Below are 20,830 nucleotides of genomic sequence, written 5' to 3' on the forward strand. Positions count from 1 at the left end.
ATCCCCTGATTGAATAACCGACAATTGAGATTCAGATTGTTGGTCTTCAGCTCTCTATCTTTTCATCGTCCCATACTTTCTGAGGCATTGGCAAGCCTTCAAACGTTTCAGGCGGTATCGGACGATCGACCTTTACGGATAAACCTTCTAGCACCCACATCAACTGCCTGGCGTGTTGCGCGCTGTGCCATACGGTTCTTTCCAGAAACTGATGCTGGTTTTGATCACCATAATACACATCGGCTTTTTGTTTCCAGCCAAATTGTTTGCCTGGACCATCAAACCAAGCCGCGACATTTTTTTGAACGTCACGAATATAGCGAAGTATTTCCTCCCGACCGTTGACTTCTGGAGCAGGGAAGCGGTTGTACGATTCAAAGGTCAAGGGAATGCCAGCTTTTTCTTCTAAGAACGCATCTGCATTGTTGAAAATATGATAGACCAGATCGGTGTAGCTTCTTGGCCGGTTAGGCAGCATGGCGTGCAATGCCGAGTCGGGAAGTTGTTGATAGAAACGTTCAGAGGACTCTAAAACCAACATCAGACGACGTTTCAATTCATCAACCGGCAGCATGGTGAGATTGACGCCTTTGATGCCGACCAGATCCGCCACATCTTTAAGGACTTGTCCGTTCGCCCAGTTTTTTCCTTTGGTCACAATCGGCACTTGGCGTAGACCGAACTCGGCGAGTTCCTCAAACGCTTTGGGATCGCCCAGTACGTTGCGAGACTCGAACGGAATGTCGTAGCGGGTTAAAAACTCTTTCGTTCTGAGGCAGCTCGTACAGCCAGGTTGCCAGTAAACACGAATGACTTCTGTTGCGACACTCATTTGTAGTCTCCATCTAAGTCTTGATTAGAGTGAATTTTGTGTCATTATGTCTGAAACACTGTGAAGCCAGCATTCTTCATTTGCGAGGCTGCCTTCACCAACCAAGAGCGCGGGTTTCTACCAGAAGGGGTTAAAAAAATGTCCAAGCTTGATCCACTATCGCTCAAGCTTTACATCTCTGTGGTAACTGAAAAGTCGATCGCTGCAGCGGCGCTTCGACACCACATCGCAGCTACCGCAGTCAGCAAACGCATCAGTGACTTAGAAGAAAGTCTGAACACCGTTCTTCTGCATCGCACCAATCGAGGAGTCGAGCCAACAGATGCCGGCAATGCATTATTTTCTCTGGCGCAGTCTGCCTTGAACGAACTCGAAGGCATCCCGTTGTTGATGCGAAATTTCTGTTCGGGCGGGCAAGGCATTGTTCGGATTTGCGCTAGTACATCAGCGGTCGCACAATTTTTGACTGAGGATTTGTTGTCTTTTTTAAAAGTAAATCCGGGCATTCAATTCCATATCGACGAGCGTACCAGCGATACAGTGCTACAGGCTGTGCGTGATAATGCAGTTGACATAGGCGTGTTTACAAATGCGATCGCACCAGAAGGCGTATGTAGCATTCCCTACGGTGAGGATCGGCTGGTGTTGATTTGTCCAACTGGACACCCGCTTTCAGAGCGTGACAGCTGGCGTTTCGAACAAACATTGGATCATGATTTCATTAGTTGGTATGGCGGGAGTGCCATTAATAAACAGCTGAACACCGCAGCCCTCATGACACAGTCTCAGTGGCGTTTGCGCATGCGAGTGAGTAGTTTTGATACGCTTTGCAGAATGGTGTCCGAGGGAATCGGAGTGGGTATTTTGCCGGCTTTTGCTGCGCAGCAGCGTAGCAAGGTCTTTCCAATTAAAGTCTGTCAGCTTGAAGATGAATGGGCGGTTCGCAAGTTCAGGATTGCATATCGGGATAAGGCCTCTCTCGGCGCAGCTGCGAAGTCGTTGCTCGATTTTTTTCTTAACCAAGACTTTGTCCGGACAAGGTGATAAACTTTACAAAAAAATCACCACAACCATCCAAGCAGGAACGAGACAATGGAAATTCTTGAAGTCGGTCCCAAGCGTTACCGCGCCAGTTACGGTCGTTACCTCGAGGACTTCGAGGTCGGAGCGACCTACGAGCACCGCCCTGGACGCACCATTACAGAAACGGACAATATTCATTTCTCATTGTTGACAATGAATATGCATCCGATGCATTGCGATCATCATTTCGCGGCAAAAAGCGAGTTTGGTCAGCCTTTGGTCAATAGTGCATTTACTCTGGCTGTTGTTGTGGGCATGACGGTGAATGATGTGAGCGGCAAGGCGATCGCAAACCTTGGGTGGAAAGACATTAATTTGCTCGCACCCGTTTTTGCTGGTGATACGTTGTACGCGGAATCAGAAGTGTTGGAAAAACGAGAGTCCAAGAGTCGTCCAACACAAGGCATCGTGACCGTACGTACACGCGGATTCAAGCAGGATGGAACAGAGGTGATCAACTTCATCCGTTCTGCGCTCGTCCCCAAGCGAGGCCATGGTGTAGGTGATGCTTAGTCTTCCGGACGCTTGATTACACCCCCCCCGATACGTTGGAGTGAGACATGAAAAACGATCTGAACCAGGCGGTGGTAGCGACCACGTCGATTTCCGAACAGCTTGCTGCCTTTGCGGCAGGCTTTGACAAGCAAGCCATACCAGAGGCGGTACGCGAGCGTGCGCGACATTTAATGCTCGACTCTCTGGGCATCGCCTTTGCGTCGCGAGCGTATGACTTTGCTGAGAAAGCGATGGCTGGCATTCGGGATTTGAACGAAGGCGGTCAATCCATGGTGATTGGCACAGCAGAAAAGCTTGATACGCGCAATGCCATCATGATGAATGGCATTTTGATTCATGGTCTGGACTTTGACGATACGCATGCCAAAGGCGTGATTCATGCGACCGCGTCTGTGCTGCCTACTGTGCTGGCTGTGGCGGCAAAGTATGACCGCAAGGGCGCAGATTTAGTGACGGCTTATATTCTCGGTGTTGAAATCGCCACTCGCTTGGGAGCTGTTGCAAAGGGCGGGTTTCATCAAGTGGGCTTTCATCCCACTGGCTTGATCGGCACCTTTGGTTGCACTGTTGCAGCGGGATATTTGATGGGTCTGACTGAAGCTCAATACGTGGACGCCTTGGGTTTGGCTCTCTCTGTTGGCTCCGGCAGTCTGGAATTTTTAAATGATGGTGCCTGGAATAAGCGTCTGCATCCTGGTTGGGCGGGCGCCGCAGGTGTTACTGCCGCGACGATGGCTAAGCATGGTTATCGAGGTACCCGGATGGCCTTAGAGGGACGCTTCGGTTTGTATCGCAGTCATTTGCCTGTCGAACAAGATTACGATCTTGCTCTGGCGACGGCTGACCTGGGTCATGTATGGGAAGTTATCAATGTCTCAGTCAAACCACTGCCTGCCTGTCATTTCACGCATGCCGCAATCGACGCAGCGATCAGGATTCATGGTCAAGGCATCGCGTTTGAAGACATTGCTCGCGTCGATGTTTTGGTACCGGCCGAAGTCGTTAAGACTGTGTGTGAACCTGAGGTGCAGAAACGTAATCCGGCCAATTCCTACGAGGCGCAATTCAGTATCCCTTATCTTGTGGGAACCGGGTTAATCAAAGGAAGACTCACACTTGAGGATATCGAGGCTCCCGCCTTGTTTGATCCGCAAGTGTTGGATCTTGCCAGCCGGACTTTCTATCGCAATGATCCGGATACTTCCTTTCCGAAATATTACGATGGTGAAGTCATCGTGACGCTTAAAAATGGAAAAGTCGTACGTGAACGCGAAGCAGTCAATAGGGGTGCGGTGGATCGTCCCCTCACAGCCGATGACATTATTCAAAAATTCCGTCAAAACGCGGCTAGAGAGCTTGGTTCGGAGCGTGTCGTCGCAATTGAACAAGCCGTACTCGGTATGGAAGCACATTCTGCCCGACAGCTGGCTGAAGTTCTTGGGCGCTGAGGTTCAGGCGCATTATCACGCATCAATTTAATAAAGGATCAACACTGTGCAGCACAATCATCAACAGAGTGACACGGGCGATAACGAGGAAGCGCTAATTTTGGATAGCGTGGAAAGGTTTTTGATGCAAGAGGTCAAGCCATACGCTCAAAAACTCGAACATGACGATATATATCCTGCTGAGATTGTCGAGAAAATGAAGGGCATGGGTTTGTTCGGTTGCTTGATTGAGACCGAATATGGCGGATTGGGTTTGTCGACTGTTACCTACGCAAAGATTATTGAAAAAATCTCTACGGTATGGATGTCGGTTGCCGGCATCATTAACTCGCATTTGATCATGGCGATGTGTGTGCAGCGCTGCGGCACTCCCGAGCAAAAAGCTTACTGGTTGCCTAAGTTCGCAACGGGCGAGTTGCGAGGTGGAATCGCCTTGACTGAGCCGGATTGCGGGACGGATTTGCAAGCCATTCGCACGGTCGCGAAATTGACGGGTGATCACTACGTCGTCAACGGTACCAAGATGTGGATCAGTAACGGTATATACGGAAACTGTTTTGCGCTACTTGTTAAAACAGATCCGACAGCCAATCCCCGTCATCGCGGCATGAGCTTGTTGATTGCGGAAAAGGGGGATGGATTCACTGTCAGCCGCAAACTTGAAAAACTTGGTTATAAGGGCATCGACTCTGCTGAGTTGGTCTTCAATGATTACAAGGTTGCAAAAGACAGGCTGATCGGTGGGGTCGAAGGCAAAGGCCTGCAAATGATCCTGGGCGGACTCGAACTTGGCCGTATCAACGTCGCCGCCCGTGGTGTTGGCTTGGCACAAGCCGCGCTCGACGAATCCGTGCGTTACTCACAAATTCGCAAAACGTTTGGTAAACCGATTTGTGAACACCAAGCCATACAGCTCAAGCTAGGTGATATGGCTACCCGTACTGAAGCGGCAAGATTACTCACCATGACAGCTGCCCAGGCATACGATCGGGGCGCACGCTGCGATATGGAAGCCGGAATGGCAAAACTCTTTGCCACCGAAGCTGCGGTCGAAAACAGTTCCGATGCCATGCGTATCCATGGAGGCTATGGTTACTCCAAGGAATATATTGTGGAACGCTTGTATCGCGATGCGCCGCTGCTGGTCATCGGTGAAGGAACCAATGAAATGCAGCGCATCATTATCGCCAAGCAATTGATTGAAAGGAACCCTGCATGACAATGCCGCTGATTGGTTTACGCATTATCGCCATCGAGCAGTATGGTGCGGGACCGTTTGGCACTCAGCACCTTGCGGACTTGGGCGCGGAGGTCATCAAGATCGAAAATCCTCATGACGGTGGAGACGTCGGTCGCAATGTCGGCCCACATTTCTTTGGTCAAGAAAATAGTCATTTTTTTCAAGCCTTCAATCGAAATAAGAAAAGCATCAAACTTGATTTGAAACATCCAGAAGGCAAGGCTGTTCTCCATGCTCTTGTCAAAGATGCTGACGCAGTCTTTAACAACTTGCGCGGCGACTTGCCTGAAAAAATGGGGTTGACTTACAGTGCGCTGAAACATATCAGACCTGATGTTGTTTGCGCCCATTTGTCGGCTTATGGCAGAGAAGGTCAGCGTGCGAGTTGGCCCGGGTACGACTATCTCATGCAAGCAGAGGCAGGTTACTTGTCGTTGACAGGTGAGCCAGATGGTCCGCCTGCTCGCTTTGGCTTGTCAATGATCGACCTGATGACAGGCACAACCGCAGCTTTGGCCTTAGTATCCGCTGTGCTTGGTGCGCGGAAAGTTGGTTATGGACGCGACATAGATGTGAGTCTTTTTGATGTGGCCATGCATAACCTCGCATACTTGGCCACCTGGTATTTAAACGGCGGTCATGTCACAGGTCGAGCACCTCGCTCGGCTCATCCATCCCTTGTGCCAAGCCAGCTCTATCAGACACAGGATGGCTGGATTTTCATCATGTGTAATAAAGAAAAGTTCTGGCCGATCCTCGCTGAAAAAATGGGTCATCCTGAGTGGTCTATGCGTCCAGAGTTTAAAACTTTCAAGGACCGACTCACTAATCGGACACTCTTTAATGAGACGCTTGAGGCTGTGTTTGTCACGGATACAACCAATAACTGGATGAAAAAATTCGAAGGGGTTGTACCTGCCGCGCCAGTCTATGACGTCGCTCAAGCCCTGGACAATCCTTTTGTTCACTCGCGGCAAGGAGTGGTCAATGCGACATCGCCAGACGGTTTGTCCATTGCCGGTTTGGCGGCGCCCATTCGCTGTCCGGGAGAAGTCGCACCCACGCACGCAGCACCTGGACTCGGTGAGCACACTCAAGAACTGCTTAAGCAGGCTGGATTTTCAGAGCAGCAGATTCAGTTCCTTCGGGAGCATGCTGTTATATGAGTTCTGTATTATGAGTTCTCTAGCCAGTGCAAATCTTGGCACTAAACCTCGCTATGTTCAGTTGGCAACGACTTTGATGCGCGAAATCGAATCGGGTCGCTATCCAATCGGCGGACTCTTACCAACAGAGTTTGAGCTGTGCGATCAATTTGGTGTGTCGCGATTCACTGTACGTGAAGCAGTCAAGCTTCTTGTTCAGCAGGGCCTTGTGGTCAGACAGGCTGGCGTGGGGAGTCGCGTGCAGTCTGCTCCAGTGGATGCGCGCTACACACAAACGATGTCTGGTTTGGCGGATTTGCAGCAGTATGTGGACGAGACAACTCTAGTCGTTGAGAGTAAGCAGATCATAGAACTCACCGTGAAACGTGCCGAGCAATTGCGAGTCTCCCCCAAAGAGACCTGGCTGCATGTTGAAGGTATGCGATTTGCGCGAAATGAACGATTACCCATTTGTCATACAGAGGTTTTTATTGCCCCGCATTTGAGATCGGTTACTGGCATTCACTCCCGTACAAAACAACCTATTTACGCGATTCTTGAAAAGGAGTTTGGCGTCAAAATATCGAAGGTTGAGCAAGAGATTGGGGCAATCACCTTGAATCCTAAGATGGTTGAACGCTTAAAGACTTCAGCCCGCGCACCGGCGCTTTGGGTCTGTCGACGCTACTTTGACGAACGTGGCGACTTGATTGAGCAAGCACACAACACGCATCCCGCAGATCGATTTACTTATAGAGAGGTGTTCCAAAGAGATCATACGGTTCTTTGAAAAAATATTGAACGAAGTGACCAAAGAAGGGGCATACCTTCGGTTTAAGCAGCAAATAAAACGATAAAACCACAAAACTATATAACCACAAAATTACGGAGACACATATGACTACTAAACACCTCGCCCCTCAGCAATCGCGTCGTCAACTCCTCGCTTTGAGCTGCGCACTTGCGCTCGCTGGCGTATTCACGGCAATGCCCTCTGTTACGCACGCTCAAACAGAAAACTGGCCAAACAAGCCGATTCGTATCATCGTGCCGTACTCTGCCGGCGGAGGCACTGACATCATCGCACGTCGATTGGCGCAAGGTTTAGGTCCCTTGCTCAAGCAAAATGTCATTGTCGAAAACAAGCCGGGTGCCAACGGGATTATCGGTACGGACGTTGTGGCAAAGTCCGAGCCTGATGGCCATACTTTTGTGATTGTGGTGTCCACACACTTAATCAATCCCATCGTCACCAAAAATATGCCATACGACACGTTCAAGGATCTTGCTGGCGTGACGGTTGTGGCTGATTCGCCTTTGATATTTGTCACGTCTTCCCAGTTTCCCGCCAAGACGATGGCAGAGTTCACCAAGGCGATGCGAGAAAAGCCAAAGACATATTCTTATGGCAGCTCTGAAAATATGACCAAACTTGTTGGTGCGATGTACGCAAACGCACAAGGTCTAGATATGGTGAGCGTGTCCTACAAAGGCGGGGCGCCGTTGATGACTGATGTGGTTTCAGGCGTCACGACAGTTGGTGTGACGAGCATTCTGACAGCACGTAACTTGATGAATGCGGGTCGTTTGACGCCCCTCGCGGTGACAAGCGCGAAACGCTCCGCAGCTGTTCCGGATGTCCCCACGATGCAAGAGTCGGGCCTGAAGGATTTTGACATCACCATGAGCTATGCGATGTATGCGCAGGGAAAAACACCCATGAAGCTCCTCGAAGCGATGCAAAAGGCGGTGAATCAAGTCGCGCATTCTCCCGACATGAAAGCCGCGCTTGCCGACCAAGCAGCCTGGCCTGTTGCGCAGCCTGTTCCTGAATTTCACGAGCGTATCAAACGCGAATCTGCATTCTTACAAGACCTGGCTAAACGTATCAATCTCCAGGGCGATTAAATCATTGCATCAAGGAAATGAATATGACACAGACACACACATCCCCGCTTGGCTGGAAACGGGCGACTTTGGAAAATGACCATTCGTGGGTTCATCATCTGACTGAGCAAGAAATTGAAGACCTCGAAGCAGGTTTACGCCATGTTTTAAAGCTTGGCAAAAATGAGTTCGAGCTCTCTGCTTCAGATTTTCCTGTGACACCTGTCACGGAAAAATTACTTGCCCAGACGATGGACGCCACCCAAACGGGCTTTGGGTTGTGTGTGCTGCGCGGTTTCCCTGTTGCGCGCTGGACTAAAGAAGAAATGCGCACTCTGTTTTGGTGCATGGGCTTGCATTTTGGCGTCCCGCGTCCTCAAGGCAAACAAAGTCAGTTCGTGTCTGATGTCATGAATGCGGGCGGCACTTATCGTGGCGGCACAGGGCGTGGCTACAACACCAACTCGAAGCTTGATTTCCATTCGGATGGTAGTGATGTGGTGGGCTTAATGTGTCTGCACACTGCTAAAAGCGGAGGAAAGAGTTTGATTTCAAGTTCTTTAAGTGCGTATCAGGAACTCGAGCGTCGTCGACCTGATCTGGCTAAAGTCCTGACCGAGCCCTTTTATTTTAGTCGTCAGGGTGAGCATGCACCCGAAGAGCCACCTTACTACCAAGCTTCCATTGTTGGTTTTAAAGATGGCCGTTTTGCTTGCCGCCATATCCGCAATCATATTACTGGCGCGCAGATTACTTTTGATGAGGTCCCGCGCTTGAGTGCCCTGCAAACAGAGGCACTTGATATGTTTGACGAGCTGCTGGCAAGTGAGGAAATTTGTTATCACATGGACTTGCAGCAAGGTGATTTTCAATTTTTGAACAATCATGTGGTGTTGCATGCCCGCACCGAGTATGAAGATTTCCCCGAGCCTGAGCGCCGCCGTCATCTTTTGCGCTTGTGGTTGTCTTTGCCTCAGGGTCAGCCTCTTCCCGATGAGTGGAAAATTGCGTATAAAGACACATCCACGCGCTCCCTGCGTGGTGGGTTTCGTGGCATAGGGATTACCCCTGAAATCAGAGCCTTTGAGGAGCGCTTGTGCGCTGAACACGAAATTGCCTGTCGAGTGTATCTAGATAGAGACCAATTGACGACATGAATATTTACGAACAAGACTTGCCTAAAAACCCAGCTAACTACGCGGCACTCACGCCGGTTGATTTTATTGTCCGTGCCGCTGAGGTTTATCCCACAAGGACTGCGGTTGTTCATGGTTCCATCCGCAGAAATTGGGCCCAGACTTATGCGCGGAGCATGCAATTGGCGCATGCGCTGCGCGCGTTGGGTATAAAAAAGGGTGATACGGTCACCGCAATGCTTGCGAACACGCCTGAAATGATTGAAAGTCATTTTGGCGTGCCAGCGATTGGCGCAGTCTTGAATACGCTCAATACAAGGCTGGATGCTGCGAGTTTGACCTATATGCTCAATCATGCACAGTCAAAAGTTGTATTGATCGATCGCGAGTTTTCGAAAGTAATGAAGGAGGCGATAGCACAGGCAGACGTTGAGCCGATCGTTATCGACATCGATGACTCTCAGTATCAAGGCGATGGACAACGAATCGGCTCTCACGAATACGAGACCCTGCTTGCAGCACAGGCTGAGCGTGCCGCGCATCATCCTATCCATTTTGAAGGCGATGAATGGGATGCGATTACTTTGAACTACACCTCGGGTACCACGGGTGAGCCAAAGGGTGTCGTGTATTCTCATCGCGGCGCGCATCTCTCTGCGATCAGCAATATTCTGGAGTGGGATTTACCAACACATGCGGTGTATTTATGGACACTGCCCATGTTTCATTGCAATGGATGGACATATCCCTGGGCGATTGCAGCGCGCGGTGGTGTGAATGTTTGTTTGCGCAAAGTCACACCGGAAGCTGTATTTCGAGCGATCAATGAGTACGAGGTGACACATTTTTGCGGTGCACCGATTGTCCACAGTATGCTCGTGAACGCACCGGACGCCATTAAAAAAGAAGGTGTGAGTAAGTTGAACGGACGTCGTGTTCAGGCAATGGTGGCAGGGGCTGCGCCCTCTGCAACCCTGATTGAAAGCATGGAGTCTTTGGGCATTACTTTGACTCATGTGTACGGTTTGACTGAAGTGTATGGACCATGCACAGTATGTTCTCCCCAAGAGGAGTGGAACGCGCTCCCCATCGCTGATCGAGCGGTCTTTAACGCGAGACAGGGAGTGCGATATCACCTGCAGGCCGGAGCCGATGTTGTGAACCCTGAAACGCTTGAGCCGGTCCCTCGAGATGGAGAGACAATTGGTGAAATCGTCTTGCGTGGCAACATGGGGATGAAGGGATATTTGCGCAACAAAAAAGCGACAGAAGCCGCTTTTGCCGGGGGCTGGTTTCGCTCGGGTGACTTGGGTGTTCGTTTTCCTGACGGTTACATCAAGATCAAAGACCGTAGCAAGGATGTCATTATTTCCGGTGGGGAAAACATTTCAAGCATCGAGATTGAAGATGTTCTGTACAAACACCCCGCTGTTTTGGCGGTAGCAGTCGTTGCCAAGCCCCATCCGAAATGGGGTGAAACGCCTTGCGCTTTTATCGAGCTCAAGCCAGGCATTCAAGTCAGTATTGAAGAGCTCATTGCACACTGCAAGAAACACTTGGCTGGTTTTAAAGTACCCGGTGGAATCGAGTTTGGTGAGTTACCTAAGACTTCGACCGGGAAAATACAAAAATTTGAACTGCGCAAACGTTCGGGCGCAGTCAATGCAATTGATGTCTAAGTCGAGCGTTCTTAATTAAAACCCCACCGTATTTTTAGCGCACATCCCGGGGTTGTGACATGCGCGCTCTGAGCGAATCATAAATCGGCTCACCACGCATCAGGCTGGCGACCAGGCATGCCATGACGCTTGCGACAATCAACGGGGCCACTAGACTTACACTACCGCTCATTTCGATAATGAGCAAGACGCCAGTGAAGGGGGCTCGGACAACGGCAGTAAAAAATGCGGCCATCCCGACGAGTGCGAAAGCGATTGGATCCAACACAAAGGGAGCTGTCACGACAAAGTTCAGACTCGTTGCAAAGAGTGCGCCCGACGTGGCTCCAATCAGGAGCAAAGGGGCAAACAAACCTCCTGGTACGCTCATTGAATAAGAAACCGGACCCAGAACCCAGCGTACTAGAAACAAAATGATCAGTGTGTTTAATCCGAGCTGTCCAGCCAGCACTGCATTGACCTGTGTTTCCCCGCCGCCTACCCACTGTGGCTGCCAGTAGGCGATCAAGCCAATGCACGCGCCCAGGACACCTGCTTTGATGATGGGCGACACATTAGGCGCCGTGTGCGTGAATGTGTTGAGTCCCAGCAGTACGCTTTTGTTATAAATCACGCCAAGAGCGCCAATCCATGCTCCCAACAGCCCAAAGGCGACAAGCTCGGCTATGGTGCCTGGCAAAATATTTGCGACATTGAACTCAACGAGATTTCCAAAGTAGGCGCGATATATCGTGATGGCTGTTGCAACAGCGATGAGTGTGGCCAACAGTCTTCTCATCGTGGTGCGATGCGCGACTTCTTCGATGACGAAGGCCGCTCCAGCTAACGGAGCATTAAACGCGACCGAAAGACCGGAACCTGCGATCGCGGTGTAAAGCAAGGAGCGATCACTGCTTTTGAAGCCAAACAATTTGCCGCATTGCGTGCCAATCACAGCTGCCATTTGTATGGTGGGGCCTTCACGTCCCAGTGCGAGCCCCGGAATCATCGCCAACAGACCACCCAGAAATTTAATGGGTAGCACTCTAAAAGAGGCGGGTGCGGCCTCCTCGCGCATGACGGCTTCGACGTGCTGTACACCACTACCCGCTGCCGTTGGTGCGAAAGTCACCAGCCAACGCGCCAAACCTACACAGATTCCGACAACGATCATCGCGATGAGCCAGCCAGGTAGACCTAAAAATCCCTCAGCTTTCCAATGCGCAAGTATGTCGGCGAAACCTTTGCTGCCGTGCACGAGCAGCCAGTGGAAACTGCCGCCGATTAAGCCAACCAACGCACCAGCGAAAGCTGAAACAAGCAAGAGTTGGCTCAGTCCGCGAGTGCTTTGTTCAGGTGAATCATCTTCTTGTTCGTGAGAATTGGTATTCATGCGTGTCTATAAGCGGAAAGATTATCTGATCGTAACGTATAAAGATATTTTTGTTGTGTACGACATTGAAGCTGCTGTGCCATTCGGCATAGCACTAGGGATTGGCAAAGAACTCTAAGGCAGCCTGTTTAAAGTTGGAAATAATCGTCGTGGCGCGATCCTCCCTCCAGGCAAGTCCAACGGAGAGTCTTGGGGGAGTCTCTTTGAAGTGATGATACTTAAGGCCAGGAAATTGCATGGAGGTTTGTGACTCCGGAACAGGTGCGCACCCCAGACCTGCTGCAACAAGTGCCAACGCGGCATGCATGGTTCTGACCTCGATAAAGCCCGAAGGCTTGACATGATGTCTTTGTAAATAATCACGAAACAGGCTGCGAGTGCTGCGCTTGTCGTCGTGACTGGGATAGCCAATCAGCATTTTATCGTGCACGGCGTTGACAGTGACCGGGGACGTACGTGAGAGACGCCATTCTGCCGGAGCGGCCAGTGCATAAGGTTCTGTGAAGAGTCGAAGTGTTTTGAGTGAGGGGTGACTGACCGGCTCTCGTATCAGTCCGACATCCACTTGATCACTTAGCAGAGTATCGACCTGTTCACGCGTGGTGTATTCGAATAATTCGATTCGAATTTCAGGTTGAGCCTTCAGGTAGTGTCTGAGTAGATTCGGTAAAAAAGTGTACGTATGGGCATGCAAAATTCCCAGACGCAAGAGCTGTTTTTGTTGAGTGTGCGCTTGTTGAACGACCTGCATGCACTGATCCATGTCGCTCAGGATTTTGCGTGCATGCTGGAGGAGTGCCATGCCTTCCGCAGTGAGCGTGACGCGCCGTGTGGTGCGATGCAAAAGTTCAGTTTGCAGAAGTCGTTCGAGCTGTTGAATATGATCGCTCAGCGGCGGCTGGCTGATTCCCAGCCGGGTCGCAGCGCGGCCATAGTGTCCTTCTTCGGCGACGGCAACGAAATATCTAAGTTTCTTAATATCCAGCATTGTTCTGATTTTCAAATGAATAACAGTCTAATAATATATTGGACGCTTCTAATTCGACTAGTTAAACTTTGTCGATTCAGTGTGAGGAGAACACCATGGAAGTTAAAAAACTAACCGGTACGATTGGCGCGGAGCTCTTGGGCGTTGATCTGTCGAAAGATCTTTCCGCCGCGACAATTAAGGATATCCGACAGGCACTACTGGATAACCTAGTGATTTTTTTTCGTGACCAAACACTGACCCCCGAGCAGCAGATTGCCTTTGTGGAAAAGTTTGGTCCCATCAGCACGACGCCTGTATATCAGACACATCCCAAATATCCGCAAATCATGCCTGTCGTAAAAGAAGCGACGGATAAGGATGTGATTGGAGATACCTGGCACACCGATGAAACTTATCACCCCCAGCCTCCGATGGGCTCTGTGCTGTATGCACGCGATATCCCTGCTGTAGGTGGAGATACACTCTGGGCAAACCAGTATCTTGCCTACGAGCGTTTGTCTGATGCGATGAAAAAGCAGCTTGAAGGTTTGTATGCGATTCACTCAAACGATTTTCTCAATGCGAATGCCCGTCTTCGTAACAGCACCCGCTCAACAAAATTACGCGAAGACGTAGGTCGTATCGATAGCCGTCACCCCGTCGTGCGCACGCACGAAGAAACTGGCCGCAAGAGTTTGTTTGTGAATCAGCCATTCACATTTTGCTTCGAGGGCATGACGCGCGATGAGAGTCTGCCTCTTTTGCAGTATCTCTATCAGGTGAGCAGCAAACCTGAGCTGACCTGCCGGTTCCGCTGGCAGCCTGGTTCGATGGCTTTCTGGGATAACCGCTGCACGATGCACTATGCCATCAATGATTATCCCGGTCAGCGTCGAGAAATGCATCGCATCACGATTCAAGGTGTGAGCCCAACATGAGCGCAGGGCGTTTCGCGGGGACTGTGACCCTCATTACAGGTGCGAGCAAGGGAATCGGCCTTGCCACCGCGCAGCGCGTGGCGCAGGAGGGCGGTACGGTGATTGGCATTGCGCGTTCCGCGGAGGGTGTGAACTTTCCCGGGCCATTTTTCACAGCCGATCTCACTTCTGAGTCTCAGACCGCGCAGGTTTTGGCAGATATTACCCAGAAGTTCGAGATCGACCATTTAGTTAACAACGCTGGAAAAACTACTTCTAGTTTGTTGACTGAAACTACCGGGCAGGAATTTGCGGAGTTGATGCAGATCAACATGCGCGCCCCGATGCAATGTTTGCAAGCTTGTTTGCCTGCGATGCTTCGCAAAGGGCGGGGACGGGTCGTCAATATTTCGAGCCGCGCGGCACTCGGTATGGTCAAAAGAACGGCCTATGCAGGCGCCAAGAGCGGCTTGATCGGGATGACGCGTACCTGGGCGTTAGAGTTGGGTGCGCAGGGTGTCACGGTCAATGCGGTTGCGCCTGGACCTGTTGCAACTGAGCTTTACTTGAAAAACAACCCGATGTCACCTGAAAAACGAGATGAATTTGCCTCGCGAATTCCCCTTAAGCGAGTGGGGACTCCGCCGGAAATCGCCAGTGCAATCGCCTTTTTCTTGTCTGATGATGCAAGTTTCGTGACGGGACAAGTGCTGTATGTCTGTGGGGGATTATCGGTGGGCGCAACCCCTGTTTAAGAGGCATTGTTCTTAATCAGTTTTCTGATGTCAAAAAAAACGGGCAATCAAAATATTGCCCGTTTTACATGCAGCGATAGCGTTAGTCCTGTGACAAGCCTGTCTTTTTGATCACAGCGGCCCATTTATTGACTTCGTCCTGCGTTCTTTTTGCGAGCTGCTCAGGCGTGTTGGGAGCAGGGGGTAATTCAAAGCCTGCGCCTTCATAGGCCTTTTTGAGCTCTTCAGAAGCCAGTGCTTTGTTGACTTCTTTGTTGAGCATGTCGATCACGTCTTTCGGAGTTCCTTTTGGTGCATAGATCGCGAACCATGCCGACACATCGAAGCCAGGTACGCCGGACTCGTTGACTGTAGGAATGCCGGGAGCAAAAGGCGACTGTGCGGCGGAGGTGACTGCGAGTGCACGAAGTTTTTCTGCACGAACTTGACCGATAGCGGACGGCAAGTTGTCGAACATGGAGTCCACCTGACCACCGACGAGATCGATCACAGCTGGACCGCTACCTTTGTAGGGAACGTGCAGGAGCTCAACACCCGCTTGCATTTTAAAGAGCTCGCAGGAAAGGTGAATGGACGAACCGGCGCCAGACGATGCGCATGTCGCCTTGCCCGGATTGGCCTTGGCATAGGCAATAAACTCTTTTACATCCTTGACGGGCAGTTTAGGATTGACCACCAAGATATTTGCAATCGTGGTCAGCGTGACAACGGGCGCAAAGTCGGTCAGGATGTCATGGTTCAGTTTTTTGTAGAGCGACTTGTTAATTGTGTTGGCAACCGAGCCCACATAGAGCGTGTAACCATCAGGCTTGGCTTTTGCAACCAGATCGGCGCCAATGTTGCTGTTGGCACCCGCACGGTTTTCAACCACAAAGCTTTGCTTGGTTTGTTCGGACAGGGCTTTTGCAACCAAGCGCGCCACACGGTCAGTCGCGCCACCAGGGGCATAACCAACAACAAGGGTCACAGGCTTATTTGGGTAGGCTTGAGCGTGCGCAGCGCCTGCGCTGATGACAAAAGTCGCCGCGACGGCGCTTGCCAGGGGTAGAAATTTCATTGTGGTCTCCTACAGTTAAGTGAACCAGAGCTAGTCAGAATCGCCAGATCGCTCGTAAACAAGCTGGCAATGCTAACCGCTGCCGATGCGTTTAGCATTTGGAGTTTACCCTGTGCCCGGGGCGGGTCGTTTAAAAGTCGTAAAGCCTTGCTGGATTATCGACTAGTATTTTTTGAACGGTTACTGGATCGCCAGCCCATCTGGCAATGCGCGTCAAGGCAGCGAAATCGTCTTCTATCCTGAAGTGTTCAATCACATTGGGGTTGCGTTTGACGCCTTTTGGGGGCATGGGATGAGGCCAGTCCGTTCCCCAGACCATGCGGTCCGGGTTCGCTGCGATCAGCGCGCGCGCAAAAGTCTCGCCATTTGAATAGTCCGGCAGTTCAGAAATACGGTAGGGCGCGGAGAGTTTGACGTAGACCTTGCCAGACTGAACGAGGTTACAAAGTGCGTCAAAGCCTGCTTGGTTTAAAGCCTTGCTCGCATCGAGTTTGCCAAAATGATCCACAACCAGTGTTGTTGGCAGTGTACGGATGGCGTCTTGCATGCCAGCGATCACGTCCAGATTTGTGTAAACCTGAACGTGCCAACCGAGTGGTGCGACCTGTTCGGCAGCTGTCCTGAGTTGTTGAGCGGCTGAAGCGGGATCGCTGTGCCCATGCGTTTCGAGATTCACGCGTACCCCGCGCACACCAGAGGCATGAAATTTTTTTAAAGTGTCTAGCGTGAAACTCTCGTCGATCACCGCTACGCCACGTCCACGCGCAGGTCCCCAGGATTCGAGTGCATACAACATGCTGGTGTTATCGGTGCCATAGGGACTCGGATGGGCAAGCACCACGCGATCAACGCCCATTGCAGCGTGCAAGGCATCAAGGGCATCTAGTGTGGCAATCGCGGGCGTGTAGTTGCGTTTATCTGCAAACGGGAACTGGCTGGCGGGAGGAAAGATATGTGTGTGGCAATCGCAAATGCCAGCCAGTCCAAGTTTTTTAAAGTCGGCAGGAACAGTGAAAGATGGTTGCATAACGCGTGTGAAATTCTGAGTCTCGTTGCATGGCGCTCGTTCAAGTGATGATCATACCGGAACTCCTATATAGTATTGAAAAAAACTCAATCTCTTCAAACACCAATTTACGAGATAGCGATGGGCGACATTAAAAAAATAGGATTTATTGGCTTAGGTGTCATGGGTGAGCCGATGTGCAGAAATTTGGCTGCTAAACAAAAAACACCTGTGCTGGCGTTTGATACTCAACAAGCACCGTTAGACCGTTTGGGTCAGGCAGTGACTGTCGCACAATCAGTTGGCGCGGTGATGAGAGAGGCAGATCTTGTATTTTTATCCCTTCCTTCAGGTGAAGTGGTGGCCAAGATCTGTGAGCAGGATGATGGACTGCTGGAGAACTGCCGGAGCGGTCAAGTCCTGGTTGATTTGAGCACTTCGCCTGTCGAGCTCACGAGAGCATTGCACGAAAAATTTAAAACTAAGGGTGTCGTGCTGATTGATGCCCCAGTGGCAAGAACTCGCGCGGCGGCGGAGGCCGGGACCTTATCCATTATGGTTGGGGCGCAGCAAGAAGCATTCGATCGCATACAACCCTATCTCTCAACCTTTGCGACAGAAATCACGCTATGTGGGCCAGTGGGTTGTGGTCAGGTCGTCAAGATACTGAATAATATGGTGCTGTTTGAAACGGTCGCAGCGCTTGCTGAGGCGAGAGCCATCGCGCAGCAAGCTGGCGTTGATCCTAAAAAGTTATTTGAAACCTTGGCACTCGGCTCTGCGGATAGTTTTGCACTCAGAAATCACGGACTCAAAGCCATGATCCCCGGCGATTTTCCAGAGCGCGCTTTCTCCGTCGAATATGCTGCGAAAGACTTGCGCTACGCGTTGGATTTGGCTGAGCAGACTAAAGTCGATGCTGCAGGTGCTCGCAATGTTAAGCGACTGTTTGAGTTGGCGGTGGCGCGTGGTGACGGCGCGCTCTACCATCCTGTGATTGGTAGAGTTTTAGAGTCAAAGCATTAATCAAGTCAGTCCGCGAGCCAGCGCTTCAATCGCGCGTTGGCGCGCAGGACTATCATTAAAATCCTCTCCAATGGACGACCAGTCCGGATGCGCGCGCGCAAGCGCAATCACTTTTGTCAGTGATGGATTGTCTAGAGAAAGGTGGGGAGCCTGCTCCAGGCGTAACGGACTGAGCGCGGCATGACCGCGATGCTCCAGCCCATTTAAAAGTTGCATTTGCCGCAGGGCAAGCAGCTGCAAGATGGATTGATCGACTGTGAGTTCTCTAAACCCGCGGATTTGACCAAAAATACGGTCACCCCAACGGTCGATGGCTTTCCATGCACCACCGGCAATCGCACCAATTGCCATACCCGTTCCGAGGCTCAGGCCAGCACTTAGTACGTCGACGGTTGCGCCAGCTGCAGCCCCTGCGGCGATACCCATACTCACATGCACGCCAAAGTGTTGCAGCGCCTCTGGGTTAAACAGGTCGAGCTCCCAGCGTCCTTCGCTAAGAGGCAAAGGGCTCGATAAATAATCGTCCTGACGAAATTGAAAGAGGGTCAGTAGTGCGTTGACACACGCTTGCTCGCGTTCGCGCACACGCGTCTGTTGTAGCGCGATCTTATTGTGGAGAACATCGGTTTCTATGGTGGTGCGCATACGCAGTGCGGCAACATCTATCAACATACTTGCAATCAAGATAATGGAGGCGTCATGTCTAGACTGGCGTTGCCTCGCTGATTGTTCCTGCAATGCTGCAAGGATGCTCTGATGGGATGACAGCATCAATCCGAGTGTCTGATAAAGTCTTTCCTCACCGTCCAAAGGCGGACTCACGCTGTCAAATTCGATTGCAGCATGAAAACCAACACGCGCCAGCGCCTCTCGCCATTCTTGAGTGCGGGCGTTTTGACTGGCGACAAAATTCAGTATTGGCAGCAAAGGCCGTGCGCAGCTTGACAGTATTTCAAGCTCGTCTCGATGCTTAGCGAGAACGGGCTCTCGCACATCTGCGACATAGAGTCCAGCATGACAGTGCAGCAGTTTTTGCAGAACGCGAGATTCTTGTTCGTAAAGGGAGGAGGCTTCAGGACTATTTAAAAAGAGTCGGATTCGCTCTGGGCCGTCCAGTCGCTGAGTATTGCTTGTTAATTGCTCAAGATAATCCAGCAAACCGATACTGTCCTCTATACCGGGGGTATCAAACAGCATCATGACTGTTTGATGACCGAGAGTAATCGGTGCTGCTTGAACTTGTTTAGTCGTCCCCGGAAGATCTGCCACATGTCCAAAATCAACATCGCGTGTCAGTGTACGGAGTAAAGATGTTTTGCCTACGTTTGCGTGCCCAACGACGGCGATTTGCAAAATGGACTGGTCAGTCATGATGGCGCTCCAGCCATTGCATGACGTTTACAACATCATCGTGAAGCTTCAATTCAATTTCGGGCATGCCGCGCAATTGCGCAAGCCATGCCTCGGTGTGTGCGCCACTTGCTTGGGTATACCTCAACCAGAGCAAAGTTCTCTTGGAAAGCTCGGAGAGATCTCTAATCAAGCGAAGGGTTCCGCGATCCGGAGAGTGTCTCGCATCACAAGCTAAAACGATATTGCGCGGTCGCACGTGCATCATATTGATCAAGACCTGTTGACGCGACGCGCGCGAATCGACAGGTTCCGCGCAGGTGACCGCATGTCCGATACCGTTAGGTGGCCATGTCTCTTTAGGGTCTAGCTCGATGGCAATCAGTACGTTTTTTGTTTCCCATACCGGATTTGAGACAGTTTCCGGTTCAGTCAGGTTTTCTTTATTGTCTGGGTGACTCCCCTCTGGCAAGAAGTCAGACGGAGATATTCTTTTAAGAACCGCTTGGTAGTACGGTGATGTCAGGTCGGGGTTGATTCGACGGCTGCGCTTGAGAACGACTATTAAAGAGAGCATGAATAAAAACGCTCTCGGCAAAATACCGTAAATAGTCAAACAGCCTAGCAACCATTGTGACCAAAGAAGTCGTAATGCTTCGGTATTGTCTGTTGATAGGGTGCCACTTATCCGGATGGATTCGCTATCGGGTACTGCGAAGCCAAACCAGCTTGGAATCACGCTCAGCCATCCAATCAATTGGACAAAAAAACTAGAGGGTAAAACAGTTGTTTCCCACACAAAATCATATTGGCGGGTGGATAGCGTAAAAAGCATGACTACCGCAGCGGACAGCAATATCGTCATCCAGAGGAAATGTGTGCCAAGGCTCAATATCCAACGCGATGCATGCGCTTGACGCCAGACGCTCCACCAGGCTTGAACGGCTAAGCCCAGATCGGGACCGCGTGCCAGTTTCCGGGTCAGCCAGGGCCAGAGCTGTGCAAAACGGCCGCCTGATGCCTTGGGAGAAAACAGTGCAAGACACCAGATGAGAAGAGTGAAAATATTCAGACCCAAGAGTGTGAGTAGCGCCCACACGATATTGACAGGCCGTAAAGCGTTTCCAAGGGCGGCAAGCGCCAGACTACCTCCGGCGATACTAGCCAGGATCAGCATCAAGAGGAATGCGCCCCATCCCGCATGGAAGAGTTTTGTAATAGTTGTAGTCAGGCCGCTTGACTGGCTCAGCTCCAGCGCACGGCGTACGACCTTTGCCAGGGGCGTTAATTCGTTTTGAGCGAGCCGTCTCGCTTTACTATCGTCGCGAGGGCCCCACTGACTTTCGCGCAAACGCATCGCTTCGCAGAGCCATGCTTGCTGAAACGTGATTGGCTCCGTTTTTTTCATATT

The 20,830-nt window shown here is 51.0% G+C and carries 19 protein-coding genes; 12 read left to right on the forward strand and 7 right to left on the reverse strand.

Annotation, left to right across the window (positions count from 1 at the left end; translation table 11 throughout):
* Positions 1-46: 46 nt before the first annotated feature.
* Complete coding sequence (locus QWY27_RS08270) at positions 47-832, reverse strand: glutaredoxin domain-containing protein (RefSeq protein ID WP_290196591.1); 786 nt, start codon at positions 830-832, stop codon at positions 47-49.
* Positions 833-970: 138 nt separating this feature from the next.
* Here QWY27_RS08270 and QWY27_RS08275 point away from each other — a divergent pair, with 138 nt between their 5' ends.
* The 9 genes from QWY27_RS08275 to QWY27_RS08315 all read left to right on the forward strand — a co-directional run bounded on the left by QWY27_RS08275 (position 971) and on the right by QWY27_RS08315 (position 10,966).
* Positions 971-1,876, forward strand: a complete 906-nt coding sequence (locus QWY27_RS08275; RefSeq protein WP_290196593.1) for a LysR family transcriptional regulator — start codon at positions 971-973, stop codon at positions 1,874-1,876.
* 48 nt (positions 1,877-1,924) lie between these two features.
* Positions 1,925-2,428 carry a MaoC family dehydratase gene (locus QWY27_RS08280; protein ID WP_290196595.1) on the forward strand — a complete coding sequence of 168 codons (504 nt, stop codon included), beginning with the start codon at positions 1,925-1,927 and terminating at the stop codon, positions 2,426-2,428.
* Between the two features lie 47 nt (positions 2,429-2,475).
* Positions 2,476-3,879: an MmgE/PrpD family protein gene (locus tag QWY27_RS08285; RefSeq protein ID WP_290196597.1), complete on the forward strand. Its 1,404-nt coding sequence runs from the start codon at positions 2,476-2,478 to the stop codon at positions 3,877-3,879.
* Between the two features lie 46 nt (positions 3,880-3,925).
* On the forward strand, positions 3,926-5,098 hold the full coding sequence (locus QWY27_RS08290; protein WP_290196599.1) for an acyl-CoA dehydrogenase family protein: 1,173 nt from the start codon (positions 3,926-3,928) through the stop codon (positions 5,096-5,098).
* On the forward strand, positions 5,095-6,285 hold the full coding sequence (locus tag QWY27_RS08295; RefSeq protein ID WP_290196601.1) for a CaiB/BaiF CoA transferase family protein: 1,191 nt from the start codon (positions 5,095-5,097) through the stop codon (positions 6,283-6,285). Before QWY27_RS08290 ends, QWY27_RS08295 begins: the two co-directional genes overlap by 4 nt.
* Before the next feature lie 10 nt (positions 6,286-6,295).
* Positions 6,296-7,054, forward strand: a complete 759-nt coding sequence (locus tag QWY27_RS08300; protein WP_290196603.1) for a GntR family transcriptional regulator — start codon at positions 6,296-6,298, stop codon at positions 7,052-7,054.
* A gap of 107 nt (positions 7,055-7,161) precedes the next feature.
* On the forward strand, positions 7,162-8,172 hold the full coding sequence (locus QWY27_RS08305; RefSeq protein WP_290196604.1) for a tripartite tricarboxylate transporter substrate-binding protein: 1,011 nt from the start codon (positions 7,162-7,164) through the stop codon (positions 8,170-8,172).
* 23 nt (positions 8,173-8,195) lie between these two features.
* Positions 8,196-9,308: a TauD/TfdA family dioxygenase gene (locus QWY27_RS08310; protein ID WP_290196606.1), complete on the forward strand. Its 1,113-nt coding sequence runs from the start codon at positions 8,196-8,198 to the stop codon at positions 9,306-9,308.
* Entirely contained in the window at positions 9,305-10,966 is a 1,662-nt protein-coding gene (locus tag QWY27_RS08315; RefSeq protein ID WP_290196608.1) for an acyl-CoA synthetase, read from the forward strand. Before QWY27_RS08310 ends, QWY27_RS08315 begins: the two co-directional genes overlap by 4 nt.
* Before the next feature lie 34 nt (positions 10,967-11,000).
* Here QWY27_RS08315 and QWY27_RS08320 read toward each other — a convergent pair whose 3' ends face one another.
* The gene (locus QWY27_RS08320; RefSeq protein ID WP_290196610.1) at positions 11,001-12,338 is read right to left on the reverse strand and encodes a ClC family H(+)/Cl(-) exchange transporter; all 1,338 of its coding nucleotides are present in this window, start codon (positions 12,336-12,338) and stop codon (positions 11,001-11,003) included.
* 94 nt (positions 12,339-12,432) lie between these two features.
* Positions 12,433-13,326, reverse strand: coding sequence for a LysR family transcriptional regulator (locus QWY27_RS08325; RefSeq protein ID WP_290196612.1), 894 nt, complete (start codon positions 13,324-13,326; stop codon positions 12,433-12,435).
* 95 nt (positions 13,327-13,421) lie between these two features.
* Here QWY27_RS08325 and QWY27_RS08330 point away from each other — a divergent pair, with 95 nt between their 5' ends.
* Both QWY27_RS08330 and QWY27_RS08335 read left to right on the forward strand, forming a co-directional pair.
* Positions 13,422-14,246, forward strand: a complete 825-nt coding sequence (locus tag QWY27_RS08330) for a TauD/TfdA dioxygenase family protein (protein ID WP_290196614.1) — start codon at positions 13,422-13,424, stop codon at positions 14,244-14,246.
* Positions 14,243-14,980 (forward strand): SDR family oxidoreductase, encoded by a 738-nt coding sequence (locus QWY27_RS08335; protein ID WP_290196616.1) that lies wholly within the window; start codon positions 14,243-14,245, stop codon positions 14,978-14,980. Before QWY27_RS08330 ends, QWY27_RS08335 begins: the two co-directional genes overlap by 4 nt.
* A gap of 82 nt (positions 14,981-15,062) precedes the next feature.
* Here QWY27_RS08335 and QWY27_RS08340 read toward each other — a convergent pair whose 3' ends face one another.
* Both QWY27_RS08340 and QWY27_RS08345 read right to left on the reverse strand, forming a co-directional pair.
* Entirely contained in the window at positions 15,063-16,037 is a 975-nt protein-coding gene (locus tag QWY27_RS08340) for a Bug family tripartite tricarboxylate transporter substrate binding protein (RefSeq protein ID WP_290196618.1), read from the reverse strand.
* 130 nt (positions 16,038-16,167) lie between these two features.
* Positions 16,168-17,064: an amidohydrolase family protein gene (locus QWY27_RS08345; protein ID WP_290196620.1), complete on the reverse strand. Its 897-nt coding sequence runs from the start codon at positions 17,062-17,064 to the stop codon at positions 16,168-16,170.
* A gap of 120 nt (positions 17,065-17,184) precedes the next feature.
* On the opposite strand from QWY27_RS08345, the gene QWY27_RS08350 reads away from it, so the two are divergent.
* Complete coding sequence (locus QWY27_RS08350; protein ID WP_290196622.1) at positions 17,185-18,069, forward strand: NAD(P)-dependent oxidoreductase; 885 nt, start codon at positions 17,185-17,187, stop codon at positions 18,067-18,069.
* Here the strand turns inward: QWY27_RS08350 and QWY27_RS08355 are convergent, their stop codons facing one another.
* Both QWY27_RS08355 and QWY27_RS08360 read right to left on the reverse strand, forming a co-directional pair.
* Complete coding sequence (locus QWY27_RS08355) at positions 18,070-19,440, reverse strand: GTPase/DUF3482 domain-containing protein (protein WP_290196623.1); 1,371 nt, start codon at positions 19,438-19,440, stop codon at positions 18,070-18,072. It abuts the gene before it with no gap.
* On the reverse strand, positions 19,433-20,827 hold the full coding sequence (locus QWY27_RS08360; RefSeq protein WP_290196626.1) for a DUF2868 domain-containing protein: 1,395 nt from the start codon (positions 20,825-20,827) through the stop codon (positions 19,433-19,435). Before QWY27_RS08360 ends, QWY27_RS08355 begins: the two co-directional genes overlap by 8 nt.
* Positions 20,828-20,830: the final 3 nt, after the last annotated feature.

Source organism: Zwartia vadi, assembly GCF_030410375.1.
GTDB classification, from domain to species: Bacteria; Pseudomonadota; Gammaproteobacteria; order Burkholderiales; family Burkholderiaceae_B; genus Zwartia; species Zwartia vadi.